Source organism: Xenorhabdus szentirmaii DSM 16338 (assembly GCF_002632585.1).
GTDB lineage: Bacteria > Pseudomonadota > Gammaproteobacteria > Enterobacterales > Enterobacteriaceae > Xenorhabdus > Xenorhabdus szentirmaii.
In genome coordinates this window covers 248,786-264,774 of the sequence record NZ_NIBV01000002.1, presented here as the reverse complement: position 1 = coordinate 264,774, position 15,989 = coordinate 248,786, and the positions used below count along the sequence as shown (strand labels likewise).

Genomic DNA, 15,989 nt, shown 5'->3' with positions numbered 1-15,989 from the left:
TTTCATCAGACAATCTGTGTGGGCACTGCACAAAATCCACTATCTTTAGGTAAGGAGGTGATCCAACCGCAGGTTCCCCTACGGTTACCTTGTTACGACTTCACCCCAGTCATGAATCACAAAGTGGTAAGCGCCCTCCCGAAGGTTAAGCTACCTACTTCTTTTGCAACCCACTCCCATGGTGTGACGGGCGGTGTGTACAAGGCCCGGGAACGTATTCACCGTAGCATTCTGATCTACGATTACTAGCGATTCCGACTTCATGGAGTCGAGTTGCAGACTCCAATCCGGACTACGACAGACTTTATGAGTTCCGCTTGCTCTCGCGAGGTCGCTTCTCTTTGTATCTGCCATTGTAGCACGTGTGTAGCCCTACTCGTAAGGGCCATGATGACTTGACGTCATCCCCACCTTCCTCCGGTTTATCACCGGCAGTCTCCCTTGAGTTCCCACCATCACGTGCTGGCAACAAAGGATAAGGGTTGCGCTCGTTGCGGGACTTAACCCAACATTTCACAACACGAGCTGACGACAGCCATGCAGCACCTGTCTCACGGTTCCCGAAGGCACTTCGGCATCTCTGCCAAATTCCGTGGATGTCAAGAGTAGGTAAGGTTCTTCGCGTTGCATCGAATTAAACCACATGCTCCACCGCTTGTGCGGGCCCCCGTCAATTCATTTGAGTTTTAATCTTGCGACCGTACTCCCCAGGCGGTCGATTTAACGCGTTAGCTCCGGAAGCCACGCCTCAGGGGCACAACCTCCAAATCGACATCGTTTACAGCGTGGACTACCAGGGTATCTAATCCTGTTTGCTCCCCACGCTTTCGCACCTGAGCGTCAGTCTTCGTCCAGGGGGCCGCCTTCGCCACCGGTATTCCTCCACATCTCTACGCATTTCACCGCTACACGTGGAATTCTACCCCCCTCTACGAGACTCTAGCCAACCAGTCTTAGATGCCGTTCCCGGGTTAAGCCCGGGGATTTCACATCTAACTTAATTGACCGCCTGCGTGCGCTTTACGCCCAGTAATTCCGATTAACGCTTGCACCCTCCGTATTACCGCGGCTGCTGGCACGGAGTTAGCCGGTGCTTCTTCTGCGGGTAACGTCAATCGTAAGCCGTATTCAGACCTACGCCTTCCTCCCCGCTGAAAGTACTTTACAACCCGAAGGCCTTCTTCATACACGCGGCATGGCTGCATCAGGCTTGCGCCCATTGTGCAATATTCCCCACTGCTGCCTCCCGTAGGAGTCTGGGCCGTGTCTCAGTCCCAGTGTGGCTGGTCATCCTCTCAGACCAGCTAGGGATCGTCGCCTAGGTGGGCCGTTACCCCGCCTACTAGCTAATCCCATCTGGGTTCATCCGATGGCGTGAGGCCCGAAGGTCCCCCACTTTGCTCCCAAGAGGTCATGCGGTATTAGCCACCGTTTCCAGTGGTTATCCCCCTCCATCGGGCAGATCCCCAGACATTACTCACCCGTCCGCCGCTCGCCGGCAAAGAAGCACGCTTCTTCCCGCTGCCGCTCGACTTGCATGTGTTAGGCCTGCCGCCAGCGTTCAATCTGAGCCATGATCAAACTCTTCAATTAAAAGTGTTTGATGCTCAAAGAATTATACTGTTAGTTCGTAATGAATTAACTGTTGTTCACTCTTCAAGACTTTAATCTTTTCGCCTTTCGGCGTTTGATAGTGTCCTGCGAGTGCCCACACAGATTGTCTGATTCAGTTGTTAAAGAGCAGCGCAACCGGGAAGGCTCTTCCGGGTTGCGAGGCTGCGTATCTTACGCTTTTCGCCTCCAGAGTCAAGCGTTTATTTTCGCTTTTCTCTCACGTCCCTCAGCGGCATGTCTCAGCTCAGCGTCGGTCAGTGGTGGCGCATTATAGGGCGTTTTCTGAGACTGGCAATAGTTTTTTTAAAAAAAACGTTCAAGCGTTCACTTATCACCCAAAACAACCTAAATAGTCGATTTATTCGTCTAAGAAAAGAAAAAAGAGGGGAATTTTCCACCTCTTTTTATCTTTAACATGTCTTTTTATATAAGAAAGCATTTGCCCCAGACTAACTTATTGCTCTGTAGCTTTATTGCCTTGCTACAATTCGATTGTTTTCCAGATCCAAAGTCACTAATTTACCCGGGATCAATTTGCCAGAGAGAATTTGTTGGGCCAGTGGGTTTTCAATCTCTTGTTGGATAGCGCGTTTTAACGGACGAGCACCATATACAGGATCAAAACCAGCTTCACTCAATTTTTCCAATGCAGCAGGAGTCATAATGACCTGATAACCACGTTCTTCTAAACGACGATATAAACGTTGCAACTGAATATTCGCAATAGATGCCAAATGTTCTTTTCCTAATGGGTGGAACACAACCACTTCGTCAATACGGTTAATGAACTCAGGTCTGAAATGGTGACCAACAACTTCCATCACCATATCTTTCATTCCCGTATAATCCAGTGAACCAAAACGTTCTTGGATCATATCTGAACCTAAGTTAGAGGTCATAATCACAACTGTATTGCGAAAATCAACCGTTCTTCCCTGACCATCAGTCAGACGGCCATCATCCAATACCTGCAACAATATATTGAAAACATCTGGGTGTGCTTTCTCTACTTCATCCAGCAAAATGACTGAATAAGGACGACGATGCACAGCTTCTGTCAGATATCCCCCTTCTTCATATCCTACATATCCTGGAGGCGCACCCACCAGCCTTGAAACTGCATGTTTTTCCATAAATTCCGACATGTCGATACGCACCATAGCGTCATCACTGTCGAACAAGAAATTAGCCAGAGCTTTGCACAGTTCCGTTTTACCGACCCCCGTTGGCCCCAAAAACATGAAAGAACCAATAGGGCGATTAGGATCAGACAATCCAGCCCGGCTGCGGCGGATTGCATTTGATACTGCATCCACAGCTTCATTCTGGCCAATCACGCGTTTATGCAGCTCTTGTTCCATCCGCAACAATTTATCTTTTTCGCTTTCCAGCATTCTGGATACCGGGATGCCGGTCCAGCGAGCAAGTATTTCAGCAATTTCTGCATCCGTTACTTTATTGCGCAACAATTTCATATGGCGGCTTTCGGTTTCTGTTGCCATTCCCAACCGTTTTTCCAGTTCCGGAATTTTTCCGTATTGAATTTCTGACATTTTCGCCAAGTCGCCACTACGACGCGCTTTTTCTAATTCAATACGAGCATTCTCCAACTCAGCTTTAATATTCTGAGTGCCGCTGAGTTCTGCTTTTTCTGCTTTCCACTCTTCTTCTAATTCAGAGTATTCACGTTCTTTTTCTGCTAATTCGTCATTTAGCATTTCCAGACGCTTTTTACTGGCATCATCAGATTCTTTTTTCAGTGCCTGTTGCTCAAGTTTTAATTGAATAACACGGCGTTCCAGACGATCCAATGCTTCCGGTTTAGAATCCATCTGCATGCGCAAACTTGCCCCCGCTTCATCAATCAGGTCGATGGCTTTGTCCGGTAACATACGATCTGAGATATAGCGATGAGACAATGTAGCAGCAGCAACGATTGCCGGATCTGTGATCTGTACATGATGATGCAGTTCATAACGTTCTTTAAGGCCACGTAAAATAGCAATCGTGTCTTCAACAGTCGGCTCTGCCACATAAACTTTCTGGAAACGGCGCTCTAAAGCGGCATCTTTTTCAATATACTGGCGATATTCATCCAGTGTCGTTGCCCCAACACAATGTAGTTCCCCACGCGCCAAGGCCGGTTTCAGCATATTGCCGGCATCCATTGCACCTTCTGCTTTACCTGCTCCGACCATGGTATGTAATTCATCAATAAACAGGATTACAGAACCTTCCTGTTTAGCGAGATCATTCAGAACACCTTTCAAGCGTTCTTCAAATTCACCACGATATTTAGCGCCAGCCAGTAACGCTCCCATATCAAGGGACAAAACTCTTTTGTTTTTCAGCCCTTCCGGAACTTCACCATTAACAATACGCTGTGCCAAACCTTCAACTATGGCTGTTTTCCCAACTCCGGGTTCACCAATAAGAACTGGGTTGTTTTTGGTACGGCGCTGCAATACCTGAATGGTGCGGCGGATTTCCTCATCACGGCCAATAACAGGGTCTAATTTGCCCTGTTCGGCACGTTCCGTCAGATCAATGGTATATTTCTTTAATGCCTGACGCTGATCTTCTGCGCCTTGATCATTCACTTTCTCACCGCCACGCATCTGTTCTATTGCCTTAGTGATTTTATCTTTGGTTGCACCAGTTGATTTCAGTATGTCACTTAATATTCCACGTTCATCTATTGCTGCGAGAATAAAAAGTTCTGAGGAGATAAAATTATCCCCTGATTTTTGCGCAAGTTTGTCACACAGATTTAAATAACGGCCCAGTTCATTGGATACCTGAACATCACCACCGCTGCCTTCTACTTTCGGCAATCGGTCCAGGACCTGATTAATTTGATTATTGATACTACTTGTATCCACCCCTGCCGACGTCAACAGGGGACGAATGGAGCCACCCTCCTGATTGAGCAACGCGCTCATTAAATGGGTGGGTTCTATAAATTGATTATCACGCCCTAATGCGAGGGATTGGGCGTCAGCGAGAGCAAGCTGGAATTTATTGGTAAGACGATCCAGACGCATAACACCTCCAATACTGGTCAGAATTTGCTACTGGAGATTAGATAAGGTCATTCCTTAAATATTCAAGGTATTCTGAAAAGTTAATTGGAGATTGCCCGCTATACGCCAAAGATCGTCCCATGAAGTAGGTTATCGCAACCAAATCAAAGTTGCCATTCTCCCTGAGTTACCATCACGGCGATAAGAGAAAAAGTGTCTTTCCTCCGTGACAGTACACGCGGTTCCCCCAAAAACTTCTGTTATACCTAAAGACTGCAACTTCAATTTAGCCAATAAATAGATATTTGCCAGATATTTATCACCATAGGGGATGAAAGCTTGTTGCAAATCAAAGTTCGTGGCAATGAAAGCCTCTCTGACTTCTGGCCCTACCTCAAATTTTTCAGGCCCAATAGCCGGACCTAACCACGCCCGGATCATTTCAGGTTTTGCATTAAACCGAGATACTGTGTTTTCCAATATTCCTGAACATAACCCGCGCCACCCTGCATGAGCTGCCGCAACTTCATCACCTGAAGCACTGCATAAAAGGACAGGCAGGCAATCAGCTGTCATCACAGCACAAACCTGCCCCGGAGTATTCGTATAAGCAGCATCCGCCTGATAATTCCCTACGGCCTGACCATCAAGAGTGATAACTTCAGTTCCGTGTATTTGCTCCAGCCAGACTGGTTCTCGTGGTAACTGAGCATATTCAGCCAATAGACTTCTATTTCGCTCTACATGTTCTGATTTATCTCCAACATGATTACCCAGGTTCAAACTGTCATAAGGAGGCAAACTCACGCCCCCCATACGAGTCGTACTACACGCCCCGACATTATCGGGTTGTGGCCAATCGGGAAAAATCAGCGATGCCATTTAGTTACCAATCCATTTCATCTTTGAAAGCTTCAGCGTCCGCTTTCATCACGTCAATCAATTTGACCATGTCATCTGGCAATGGCGCGTGCCACTCCATCTCAATACCTGTAATCGGATGATAGAGACGCAACATAGTGGCGTGCAATGCCTGACGATCAAAGTTGCGCATCACTTCGCGAAATTCATCTGAAGCCCCTTTCAAAGGACGGGGACGCCCACCATACAACTGATCACCGACCAGAGGATGTTTAATATGTGACATATGCACACGAATTTGGTGTGTTCTTCCTGTTTCTAAACGCAAACGCAAACGGGTATGCGCACGAAAATGTTCCATGACACGATAATGGGTCACCGCCGGTTTACCCATTGGGTGTACCGCCATATGTGTTCGTTTAGTTGGATGACGGGAAATAGGTTCTTCAACCATACCGCCCGCCGTCATGCATCCCAAGGCAACAGCTTCATATTCACGGGTTATTTCACGCAACTGCAAAGATTCCACCAGACGGGTTTGTGCTGGTACTGTTTTTGCAACAACCATTAATCCGGTTGTATCTTTATCTAGCCGATGAACAATACCTGCTCGAGGAACATCTACAATTTCAGGATAACGGTATAACAACGCATTCAGTACAGTACCATCCGGGTTACCCGCCCCCGGATGAACAACCAAGTCACGCGGTTTATTAATGACCAGAATATCTTCATCTTCATAAACAATATTCAGTTCAATATCTTGTGGTTCCCAGCGGGCATCCTCTTCAATGATAGCATCGATGGAAATTTCTTCACCGCCCAAAACTTTTTCTTTGGGTTTGCTAATTAATTTACCATTAACTTGAACTTTATTGTCCAAGATCCACTCTTTTATACGTGACCTTGAATAGTCAGGAAACAATTCAGCTAAAGCCTGGTCCAAACGCTGACCAAGCTGAGATTCAGCGACTATTGCATTCAGTCGGATTTGTTGTGCCATATATAACTTCTATATTTTACGTTGAGTTTTGACGGCAAGGCCGTTTCATTTAAAATAGTGTGCTATTGTAACTCTATATTTTGCCGGGAGCTTCACGGACAGTCTCCCAGAAAACACTCAGAGGGTAATCAACACGTGATGATTCGCATGAAATATCTGGTGGCAGCGACCACATTGAGCCTGGTTTTATCTGGATGCTCCAGCAATAAGGATGCTGTTCCTGATATCCCGCCATCTCAAATTTATTCAATCGGGCAGGAAAAGCTGCAAGAAGGTAACTATAAAGCGGCTATCAAACAATTGGAATCCCTAGATAACCGTTATCCCTTTGGGCCTTATTCTCAACAAGTTCAGCTTGATTTGATCTACGCCTATTACAAATCAGCCGAGTTTCCATTAGCGCTTGCATCCATTGAACGTTTCATGCGCCTGAATCCCAATATCGATTATGTACTGTATATGCGGGGATTGGTGTCACAGGCCCTGGATGATAGCGCCTTGCAGGGGTTCTTTGGTGTCGACCGTTCAGATCGTGATCCTGAACATGCCCGCGCTGCATTCCGTGATTTCAACCAACTTGTGCATGATTCCCCAAACAGCCAATACTCCGCCGATGCAACAAAGCGTTTAATATTCCTCAAAGAACGCTTGGCGAAATATGAACTGGCGGTTGTGAAATACTACACTAAACGAAGCGCTTATGTGGCTGTTATCAATCGTATAGAGCAAATGCTACGCAATTACCCTGACGCGAATGCGACTCGTGAAGCATTGCCTTACATGGAATCGGCCTATAAAAATTTGGGGCTAAAAACTGAGGCAGACAAGGTGGCGAAACTGATTGCAGCCAATCCTCAGTAATCTCTCGAAACTACATTCAAAAGCAGTGGCTACTTAGTGGCTGCTGTTTTTTTTATAACCAAAAAAGTTCAAAATGACAACATTTACAACTGATATTATCACACCATAACCGATGAATAATGGGACATTGAACCTTATTTAGCAACAAATATTCTCCATATATCTATTGGCTGTCACAATTCTACTACTCTCACCCAAAAGTACTCGGCAAAAGTGATTTAGATCATTATTTTTACTTAAAAGAGAGGTATGCTGAATCCATCAAAGATGGAGTAACACAGAGAGGTAACTATATGTTAATAAACATTACCAGCAAACAAATGGAGATTACCCCCGCAATTCGTAGCCATGTAGAAGACCGTCTGAATAAGTTGGGCAAATGGCAAGTCAACCTAATTAATCCACATATCGTACTATCAAAAGAACCGCAAGGATTCTTGGTTGATGCAACTATTGGAACACCAAATGGCACCTTGGTTGCCAGTTCAAAACATGATGACATGTACGCTGCCATCAACGAGTTGCTGACAAAATTGGAGCGCCAACTCAATAAAGTTCAGCATAAATCAGAAGCACGTCGCGCCGATAACAGTGTTAAAGAGTCCAACTTTGACTCCGAGATATGATTTGTATTAGCTCAGACCCGACCTGACAGCTACCGATTATTTATACAAGTGTCTGTCAGGTTAAATCTGGTTCAGATTTTTTTCTGCCCAGAGGCGTTTTCCATCAATCAACATTTTCATTGGCGTTTACCCGCAACACATTTTTCCTTGATGCATTCTTTCATTATCGTAATACCACCGCCAGTTATCGAGATCCACCTGAAGACTTTCCCGATCACTATAAAGTTTCTTTCGGAACGTCGCCTGATAAAACGCCTGTAACATCGTTTTATGGAAGCGTTCGCAGATACCATTTATTTTGTGATTACCGAGGGAGACTGACGGATTAATTACCGAGGGACTTTATCGTTCCAGCATACCAGTCTCTGCATAGAATGCTCAACTAATCATCATCGCTAAGCAACAGCTAGCGATGATTTTGCTCTCTCTACTCGCAGGGCTACCGTGTTGAGCTTATGTCTCAGCCAGATACACCGAACCGTGGACTGGCTTATCTCTATCCCGTACTTTTTCCTGAGTTGGGCTGCGAGTTGAACTTGGCCCAGATGGGGGTTTTCCAGCGAGAAGGCAATCACCGTTTCCTCCCGTTCTTTTGGCGTTCGGTTTTTGTGGTGATGGTCTGGATTGAGCGTGCGCTTTAACGCTAGCGGGCCTTTCTCCTTGAGTAGCCTGCGATTTTTATAGAGAGTTTCTCGTGAGCAGCCACTGAGGCGAGCCGCTTCAGAGACATTACCCAGTTTTTCTGCCAGTTCTATTGCATCCAGTTTTCTCTAGATTTCTAAGTCATACATCGTCGGCTCTGTTACCTCAGATATCATCAGTTTTCGGCCAGCGAAGCAGGCGACGATGCTGCCATCATAATGCTTTCGGACTTCTATTTTCTGGTGAGTGATAGCGTGCCTCAGAGGAGAGTCAATAAGGTACATTTTGTTGTAGTAGCTGAACGTATGGTCACGGCGAATTTTCCGATAATCCTTCTGAACACAGACCGTATCGAGGTCAATATGCGCAGGAACAGGCTTGAACTCGGACTTAATATTTTTAGCATTGATCATGATGTTTTTCTGCCAATATTCAGGAATAAACTCTTTCTGGAGGTACTGATTCGCGCTCTGCATATCGCTGATCCCTCTCAGCCGTAACTCAGGAACTAGACGGTCTTGGAAGGTATCGAAGGCGCGTTCGACACGACCTTTACCTTGTGGTGAGTTGGCGAAGATGATCTCGATCCCCAGCTCCTCGCAGGCTCTTTGCATTTGGGAGAAGTGACAGCGCTTTGGGCCGCCGAAGATACCGGCTTTATCGACGTATAGCGCTTTAAACAGCCCTTTTTTCTCAATGTAGCCTCTCATGACTTTAAGGCAACCTTCGGTCGTTTCCGACTGAAAAAACTCGGCATGAACTTCACTGGTTGCGTCATCGATGAGGGCTATCAAGAAAGATTTTTTGTTCCCGAACCCGCGGTGAGGGCTGCCGTCCATTTGAAGCAGTAAACCCGCCGACTCCATCCGCTCGCGCCTTTTTCGAACCTGAGTCCGTCGACGCTTAGACCTTTTCACATGATGGATATCATGCGCCCACGAACGCAGCATCTCACGCTTTACCAAGATACCTTCATGCTTTTTCAGCAACTCGGCCAGATGCTGCAAATTCAAGTCGTAGTACTTTTCTTTGATAAGGGACTGAACCTGTTTCTTGAGGAAATTTGGGATTTTGTTGGCTGGGCTTCTGCCTGCATTACCGTGAATGGCAAATTGGATACCGACCTTCTGATATCGCTGAAGATAACGTTCAATAGTTCGGTGGGACTTATTCAAGAGCTTGGAAGCATTGAGAATGCTCATTTTCCCCTGAGCGACCTTGGCGATCACATCAACGGTGAGCTGAGTTTTAGAATCCATCATAATCATCCTTCGCAACCTCTGAATACGTATAAGGAATATTCAGAGAATCACTGATCAAATAGATCCGTCAATTTCCCTTGGTAATTATTTTAAAACGACAGAATCGCTTGGTAGTTAAGATACGACAAAGTCCCTCGGTGTTCACAGAATTAAGTGTCTTAGTCTCAATTTGATCTGACAATGAGCCCTTGCAAGGTTGAGTATTACCGGTTTTGATAAAAGTGTCCAAGCGGTTATACAAAAGCAGACTTGCTCAATGAGCGTATTCTATGAAGCACAACGACTTCCCCCGCTGAGGATACTCACCGCTCGGGAAACCGAATACTGTGGCCGTGTCGAGCATCATGATTATGAACTTTATTGGGCGATGAATGACATTGGCCATACGAAAACGAAAGCCCGATATTCTCAAACGAATGGTATCTGCGAACGCTTCCATAAAACGATGTTACAGGCGTTTTATCAAGTGACATTCCGCAAGAAACTTTATAGTGATCGGGAAAGTCTTCAGGCGGATCTCGATAACTGACTATGGTATTACAATAATGAAAGAACGCATCAAGGAAAAATGTGTTGTGGACGAACGCCAAGGAAAATGTTGGTTGATGAAAAAAGTCTCTGGACAGAAAAAAATCTGAACCAGATTTAACCTGACAGACACCTGTATAAATAACCGGTAACTGCCAGGTCGGGTCTAAGCTAGTACCCAAAGGGTATACAACTACCCATACGACATACAGTTGGAATAATGAACATTTTGTTGACAGTGCTCGTCAAATAGGTTAATTAAAGTACATTATTGAATTGATAAATTAATACACTCACAAAAAAATGATCCACATTCTGTCTTTCTTATTTTTCTTTTTTACCTTCCCATAAAGGAGGTTGCTTCGTTTTAAAGAGAAATCAAGAAGACGCAAAAGCCTCCCGACTAGCGGAGGTTTTTTTGTTTTATCGGTCATGGAACATGCCCACAACACAAATTCCCCATAATAAGAATGTCAGGAAAAAGCTATGGAACGAGATTTAGTGAAGTTACGAGAAGAAATTAATCATATTGATGCCAATTTATTGGACTTATTAGCTAAACGTCGGCAGTTAGCAGGAGATGTTGCCCAGACAAAACTTCTCGACCACCGTCCTATCCGAGATAAAAACCGTGAACAAGAATTACTGAATGTATTGATTAATAAAGGAAAACACCACGGATTGGATGGTTTCTATATCACGCGGTTATTTCAGATGATAATTGAAGATTCCGTGCTGACTCAACAGGCATTATTGCAACAACATCTGAACCAAACCTCTTACAATTCTGCCCGCATTACTTTTTTGGGGCCAAAAGGTTCCTACTCACATATTGCAGCTCGTCAATTTGCCGCTCGGCATTTTAATCAGTTGGTTGAGTGTAGTAGTCACAAGTTTTCAGATATTTTTTCATTGGTTGAGATTGGTCAGGCAGACTACGGTATTTTACCATTGGAGAATACAAGTTCCGGAGCAATCAATGAAGTTTATGATTTATTGCAACATACACCTTTGTCACTTGTCGGAGAAATAACGCTGCCCATCAATCACTGCCTATTGATTACAGCAGAAACTGATACCTCGAGGATAAAAACCGTCTATAGCCATTCACAACCTTTCCAGCAATGCAGCCAATTTCTCAACCAGTATCCTCACTGGAATATCATCTATTGTGAAAGCACAGCTGCTGCTATGCAAAAAGTAGCTGAACTCAATTCGCCAGATGTTGCAGCACTGGGAAGTGAGATTGGTGGCACTTTCTATGGCTTGCATGTTTTAGAGAGCAATTTGGCGAACCAACAAGATAATAGTACCCGTTTTATTGTTGTTGCTCGCAAACCTATTGACGTGTCAGAGCAAGTTCCGGCCAAAACAACTTTTATTATGTCAACGGGACAACAAGCCGGTGCTTTGGTTGATGCACTCATTATTTTGAAGAAACATAATATTGTGATGAGTAAACTTGAATCTCGCCCAATAAACGGCAAACCGTGGGAAGAGATGTTTTATATTGATGTGCAAGCCAACTTGCGCACCATAAAAATGCAACAAGTACTTAAAGAACTATCTGACATTACGCATTTTTTAAAAGTACTGGGATGTTATCCATCAGAAAATGTTATTCCTATCGATCCCATCTAACTCTGGTCGAGTCGGAGGCGGGAGCATTCCCGCCGTTCTTCCACGGCACCGTATGTACAGTGCCGTATACTGCGCTTCATGCTAACGCGGCAATACCGTTACTGCTACGACAGTGATATTAGGCCAAACTTTCTGAACAACGCTGCCTTTATCGCTTGGTTCATTTGATTGGTTTCCAAGCTCCACCATGCTCCAGAAGATGGGTTGCTCGCCAATCTCCATGCTCTTCCTATGTTCCTGCCCGTATTAACATTCTGGTTCGGGTACAGGAATGCCTCCATAGGTATCACTTCAATCTAAATGGTTATTTTTGCCCAACTAAACGGCAAATTGTCTCTGAAACCAAATAGCTTTTCTCGAAAGAGCTGATTGGTAAAAATTCAAAACGTGAATGGAAGTTCAGTGCTCCCGTAAAATAGTTAGGTGTCAAAACACCGCGAGCGGATAACGCAGAACCATCCGTACCACCACGCATTGGAATAACATTAGGCTCAACATTTTGTACTTTCAGTGCATCGAAAATTAAATCAATGGCAGTACGGTCATCACCGAGTGAATCACTGATATTGCTGTACACATCTTCAATTTTGAAATCGATTTTCGCACGTGGGTGGCGTGCTCTGATAAGTTCAATGGCTTCACCGATATAACGTTTACGTGCATTGAAGCTTGTACGATCAAAATCACGAATTGCCATTTTGATTTTTGCGTTATCTGGATTGGCAACCAAATCAGTGACATAGAAATAACCTTCGCGGTGTTCTGTATGCTCTGGTGTATCAAAGCGGTCAAAACAACCAATAAAATCATGTGCCACACGAATTGGGTTTAACATCACATTCTTTGCTGACATTGGGTGTGCAGTCACGCCTTTAATAGTGACTTCAATGGAAGCCGCATTAAAAGTTTCATAAACCACTTCACCTAACGCACAACAATCAATGGTGTAAGCAAAATCGACTTTAAAACGTAACAGATCCATGATTTTAGAGCCACGCAGGCCAATTTCCTCATCAGGAACAAATGCAACGTAGATATCGCCACAATCAAAATCGGCATTTTGCAGTTTATCCATTAATTCCATCACGACAGTGACTGCTGCTTTGTTATCTGCCCCCAACACGCTGGTACCATCACTGAAAATGATTTCTTCACCAACATATGGCGCTGCTTCTGGATGCTCATCCGTTTTAAACCACACGTCTTCTTGTGTGTTCAGGCACAAATCTTTGCCTTCATACTTTAAAGTTTGCGGCTTGATAACGGGTGACAGACCCACATTCACGGTATCTAAGTGGGTGACAAAACCAATTTTTGGCGCTGATGGCTTATTACCCTGACGAACTGCATACAAAATAGCGTGATCGTCGATATAAATGTCTTTTAAACCATAGCATTCAAGTTCTTTAGCCAAAAGTTTTGCAAGGTCACGCTGCCCTTCCGTACTTGGAACGACCGTACTTGCAGGATCACTCTGGCTTTCAATCGCAAGGTAACGAAAAAAACGTTGTTCAAGTTGTTTGCCTAATTCATTCATTTTTTTATTCCTCCTTACTATACAGCCCGATTACGACCCAGGCTGCCATGTGTAACCACTGTCAAAACCAATTGGAATTTCAAATGCCCAGAACACGTATAATGTTGCAGTCAGAATCACTAACAGACCGACAGTAAAGGGTATCATCATGGAACACAGTGTCCCGATGCCCGCATTTTTATAGTATTTTTGGCAATACATCAGGATCAGTGGATAGAACGGAAACATTGGTGTGCTAACGTTCATTGCAGAGTCACTCACGCGGAATGCTGCTTGAGTTAACTCAGGTGAAATACCCACCGCCATTAACATGGGAACCAATACTGGCGCCATAATTGCCCATTTGGAGGTCGCTGACGTGATCATAATATTCAGTATCGCAGTCAACAAAATGACGCCAAGCACTGTCAACCCAGCCGGCATATCCAATGTACGTAATAACTCAGCGCCTGACAGTGCCAATAGAGAGCCAAGGTTTGAATGTTGGAATGAATAAAGGAACTGCGCTGCAAAGAAAGCGAAAACAATAAATGGAATTAATGACTTCGTGATATTTTCCATCGCTTTCACTACATCTTTTGTCGAAGTGAAAGATTTGGTCATATAGCCATAAACGACCCCTGGAATAGCAAAGAACAGGAGCAGTAATGGCACAACAATTTGCATAATAGGTGCTTTCGGGCTTGTCAAACTACCATCCGGCCCCCGCAGCGGTGAGTTTTCAGGCCATAACAGAGCAAATAAGCCTACGGCTAATGCTAAAAGAAGTAATCCAGAAACACGGAATGCGCGGTGCTCAATGGGTGAGATCTTACTTAAATTTTGTTCAGCGTCAGTATCGACATCATTTTCCGTGATCGGGCAGTTTTTATTTAGCCAAGGTTCAACAATTTTTTCAGTAATAAACCAGCAAGTGAGAATAACGCCAAAGGTGCCGCCTAAACTGAAGAAGTAATTACACAGTACGTTAACGCTATAACCTGGTGCCATCATCTGTGCCGCATCTTGCGTGAAACTCTGCATGATTGGGTCAATGACTGACGGCGTATAGCTTGCAGTAAAGCCTCCTGCAAGGCCAGCAAATGCGGCTGCTATACCTGCTAATGGATGGCGGCCACAAGAGTAGAACATCATGGCAGACACTGGCATAAGGATCACATAGGCTGAATCTGATGCGAGATGTGACACTATTCCCACAAAAACAACAGTTGGCGTCAACATCTTCGGAGAAATGAATGAAAGCATTTTCTTCAGTGCGGAATTAATAAAGCCGCTACTTTCGGCAATCCCAATCCCCAATGTTGCAGCAATGGTTATTCCGAGTGGAGGAAAATTAATAAAATTTTTCACTGCCGCAGTAATGAATAATATGATTTCTTCATAGTTAAACATATTTACAACAGCGATTTTTTCTTTCGACACAGGGTGATAATAATTAAAATCCACGAATGAAAGCAGATAAGATGAAAACCAACAGATGATCAGAGCGTAAATAAATAGCATTGTGACATCAGGCATAACATTACCAATACGCTCAACACGATTTAAGAAGCCCTTTTTTTTAGGGAGTGTATTTGTTGTCATATTTGCAAGTTACTTATGTTATTAAAATAGAAACAGTCTTACAGTAAACAACCCTTTATGACAAGTAAAATACTTTATTAATAATATGTTACAGAATAACCCCACCACCAAACATCGCATTAAATAAATTTACTTTTATAAATAACAAATATAATTAAATAAGGGGCTGCCCTAGATAATAGCTCATTGCTTCTTTGCCCCTGGAGTGTTGAATCGCCACTCACATTTCTTCAGATACAGATCAAAATGAGCCTTAGGAATACCGTTATTTGCGCAGATGGCGCTTAGCCTGATTCCAAAAATTCTCGATACCCATTAATGTGATTTTGATGATTTTTTTGATCAACAAACTCGGTATTGTGATTGATTCAATAGTGTTTAAAATTACTCACATCAAGGACATTATAACTGGCAAAATTGTCGGTATAGACAATGCCATCAAGGTAAATTTTCAACTCGATTATGGGCAATAAGGTTCTCGATTTTGCATCGGGTATAACTTTTGAGTACTCTAAGGCGGAGAAAATAGTATACGGCCGTATTCCTTATGGATACCCACAAGTTCAGTTGCTGTTCATGCTGTAGAGGCTGCAATAAACAGTGTTAATAACCGCCCTTGCTTATACTGGCTGAGTCGATTTTTTCTCATGGAACTATCCGAATTATATTAGTTATCCAGGACTGTTCCTTAAATAATATCTAATGTAATTTATTTACAATGAATTGTTAGTAGCAGTCATTACTTAATAATATACTCTATCTTAAAAAGACTTAAGATAAATAAAATTTAGATAGATAAATATCACT

Annotated in this window: 9 protein-coding genes, 1 rRNA gene, 4 pseudogenes and 1 other annotated feature; of the genes and pseudogenes, 4 read left to right on the top strand and 10 right to left on the bottom strand. The window is 43.9% G+C overall.

The features are described 5' to 3' along the window. Positions 1-50 precede the first annotated feature (50 nt). The 4 genes from Xsze_RS11130 to rluD all read right to left on the bottom strand — a co-directional run bounded on the left by Xsze_RS11130 (position 51) and on the right by rluD (position 6,501). Positions 51-1,593, bottom strand: a 16S ribosomal RNA gene (locus Xsze_RS11130). Positions 1,594-2,084: 491 nt separating this feature from the next. Continuing rightward, positions 2,085-4,658, bottom strand: a complete 2,574-nt coding sequence (gene clpB / locus Xsze_RS11125; protein WP_038235252.1) for an ATP-dependent chaperone ClpB — start codon at positions 4,656-4,658, stop codon at positions 2,085-2,087. Positions 4,659-4,787: 129 nt separating this feature from the next. Continuing rightward, a complete protein-coding gene (gene yfiH / locus Xsze_RS11120) occupies positions 4,788-5,519 on the bottom strand; it encodes a purine nucleoside phosphorylase YfiH (RefSeq protein ID WP_038235254.1) in 732 nt (243 codons plus the stop codon). A gap of 4 nt (positions 5,520-5,523) precedes the next feature. Then, positions 5,524-6,501, bottom strand: a complete 978-nt coding sequence (rluD, locus tag Xsze_RS11115) for a 23S rRNA pseudouridine(1911/1915/1917) synthase RluD (RefSeq protein ID WP_038235257.1) — start codon at positions 6,499-6,501, stop codon at positions 5,524-5,526. A gap of 138 nt (positions 6,502-6,639) precedes the next feature. Between rluD and bamD the strand changes: the two genes are divergently transcribed. Next, positions 6,640-7,362 (top strand): outer membrane protein assembly factor BamD, encoded by a 723-nt coding sequence (gene bamD / locus Xsze_RS11110; RefSeq protein ID WP_038235260.1) that lies wholly within the window; start codon positions 6,640-6,642, stop codon positions 7,360-7,362. 293 nt (positions 7,363-7,655) lie between these two features. Next, positions 7,656-7,988: a ribosome-associated translation inhibitor RaiA gene (gene raiA / locus Xsze_RS11105; RefSeq protein ID WP_038235262.1), complete on the top strand. Its 333-nt coding sequence runs from the start codon at positions 7,656-7,658 to the stop codon at positions 7,986-7,988. Between the two features lie 60 nt (positions 7,989-8,048). On the opposite strand, the pseudogene Xsze_RS11100 reads toward raiA, so the two are convergent. Both Xsze_RS11100 and Xsze_RS11095 read right to left on the bottom strand, forming a co-directional pair. Continuing rightward, positions 8,049-8,282: pseudogene (locus Xsze_RS11100) on the bottom strand (integrase core domain-containing protein); the annotation flags it as partial. Between the two features lie 101 nt (positions 8,283-8,383). Next, positions 8,384-9,898 (bottom strand): annotated as a pseudogene (locus tag Xsze_RS11095) (ISNCY family transposase). Between the two features lie 259 nt (positions 9,899-10,157). Here Xsze_RS11095 and Xsze_RS11090 point away from each other — a divergent pair. Together Xsze_RS11090 and pheA are read left to right on the top strand one after the other, a co-directional pair. Then, positions 10,158-10,541: pseudogene (locus Xsze_RS11090) on the top strand (integrase core domain-containing protein); the annotation flags it as partial. 181 nt (positions 10,542-10,722) lie between these two features. Further along, positions 10,723-10,843: a sequence feature (Phe leader region), on the top strand. A gap of 63 nt (positions 10,844-10,906) precedes the next feature. Continuing rightward, complete coding sequence (gene pheA / locus Xsze_RS11085; protein ID WP_038235264.1) at positions 10,907-12,061, top strand: bifunctional chorismate mutase/prephenate dehydratase; 1,155 nt, start codon at positions 10,907-10,909, stop codon at positions 12,059-12,061. Between the two features lie 81 nt (positions 12,062-12,142). On the opposite strand, the gene Xsze_RS22180 is transcribed toward pheA, so the two are convergent. From Xsze_RS22180 to Xsze_RS11070, 4 genes and pseudogenes are all read right to left on the bottom strand, one after another. Continuing rightward, complete coding sequence (locus Xsze_RS22180) at positions 12,143-12,283, bottom strand: hypothetical protein (RefSeq protein WP_156935859.1); 141 nt, start codon at positions 12,281-12,283, stop codon at positions 12,143-12,145. 82 nt (positions 12,284-12,365) lie between these two features. After that, positions 12,366-13,598 (bottom strand): peptidase T, encoded by a 1,233-nt coding sequence (gene pepT, locus Xsze_RS11080; protein WP_038235266.1) that lies wholly within the window; start codon positions 13,596-13,598, stop codon positions 12,366-12,368. 30 nt (positions 13,599-13,628) lie between these two features. Beyond that, positions 13,629-15,182 carry an AbgT family transporter gene (locus tag Xsze_RS11075; protein WP_038235268.1) on the bottom strand — a complete coding sequence of 518 codons (1,554 nt, stop codon included), beginning with the start codon at positions 15,180-15,182 and terminating at the stop codon, positions 13,629-13,631. 183 nt (positions 15,183-15,365) lie between these two features. Next, positions 15,366-15,831, bottom strand: a pseudogene (locus Xsze_RS11070) (IS1595 family transposase). Positions 15,832-15,989 lie beyond the last annotated feature (158 nt).

Excerpts from the sequence above, each read along its gene's own strand:
- clpB (WP_038235252.1), bottom strand. The coding sequence starts at position 4,658 with ATGCGTCTGGATCGTCTTACCAATAAATTCCAGCTTGCTCTCGCTGAC.
- yfiH (WP_038235254.1), bottom strand. The coding sequence starts at position 5,519 with ATGGCATCGCTGATTTTTCCCGATTGGCCACAACCCGATAATGTCGGG.
- rluD (WP_038235257.1), bottom strand. The coding sequence starts at position 6,501 with ATGGCACAACAAATCCGACTGAATGCAATAGTCGCTGAATCTCAGCTT.
- bamD (WP_038235260.1), top strand. The coding sequence starts at position 6,640 with ATGATTCGCATGAAATATCTGGTGGCAGCGACCACATTGAGCCTGGTT.
- raiA (WP_038235262.1), top strand. The coding sequence starts at position 7,656 with ATGTTAATAAACATTACCAGCAAACAAATGGAGATTACCCCCGCAATT.
- pheA (WP_038235264.1), top strand. The coding sequence starts at position 10,907 with ATGGAACGAGATTTAGTGAAGTTACGAGAAGAAATTAATCATATTGAT.
- Xsze_RS22180 (WP_156935859.1), bottom strand. The coding sequence starts at position 12,283 with ATGGAGATTGGCGAGCAACCCATCTTCTGGAGCATGGTGGAGCTTGGA.
- pepT (WP_038235266.1), bottom strand. The coding sequence starts at position 13,598 with ATGAATGAATTAGGCAAACAACTTGAACAACGTTTTTTTCGTTACCTT.
- Xsze_RS11075 (WP_038235268.1), bottom strand. The coding sequence starts at position 15,182 with ATGACAACAAATACACTCCCTAAAAAAAAGGGCTTCTTAAATCGTGTT.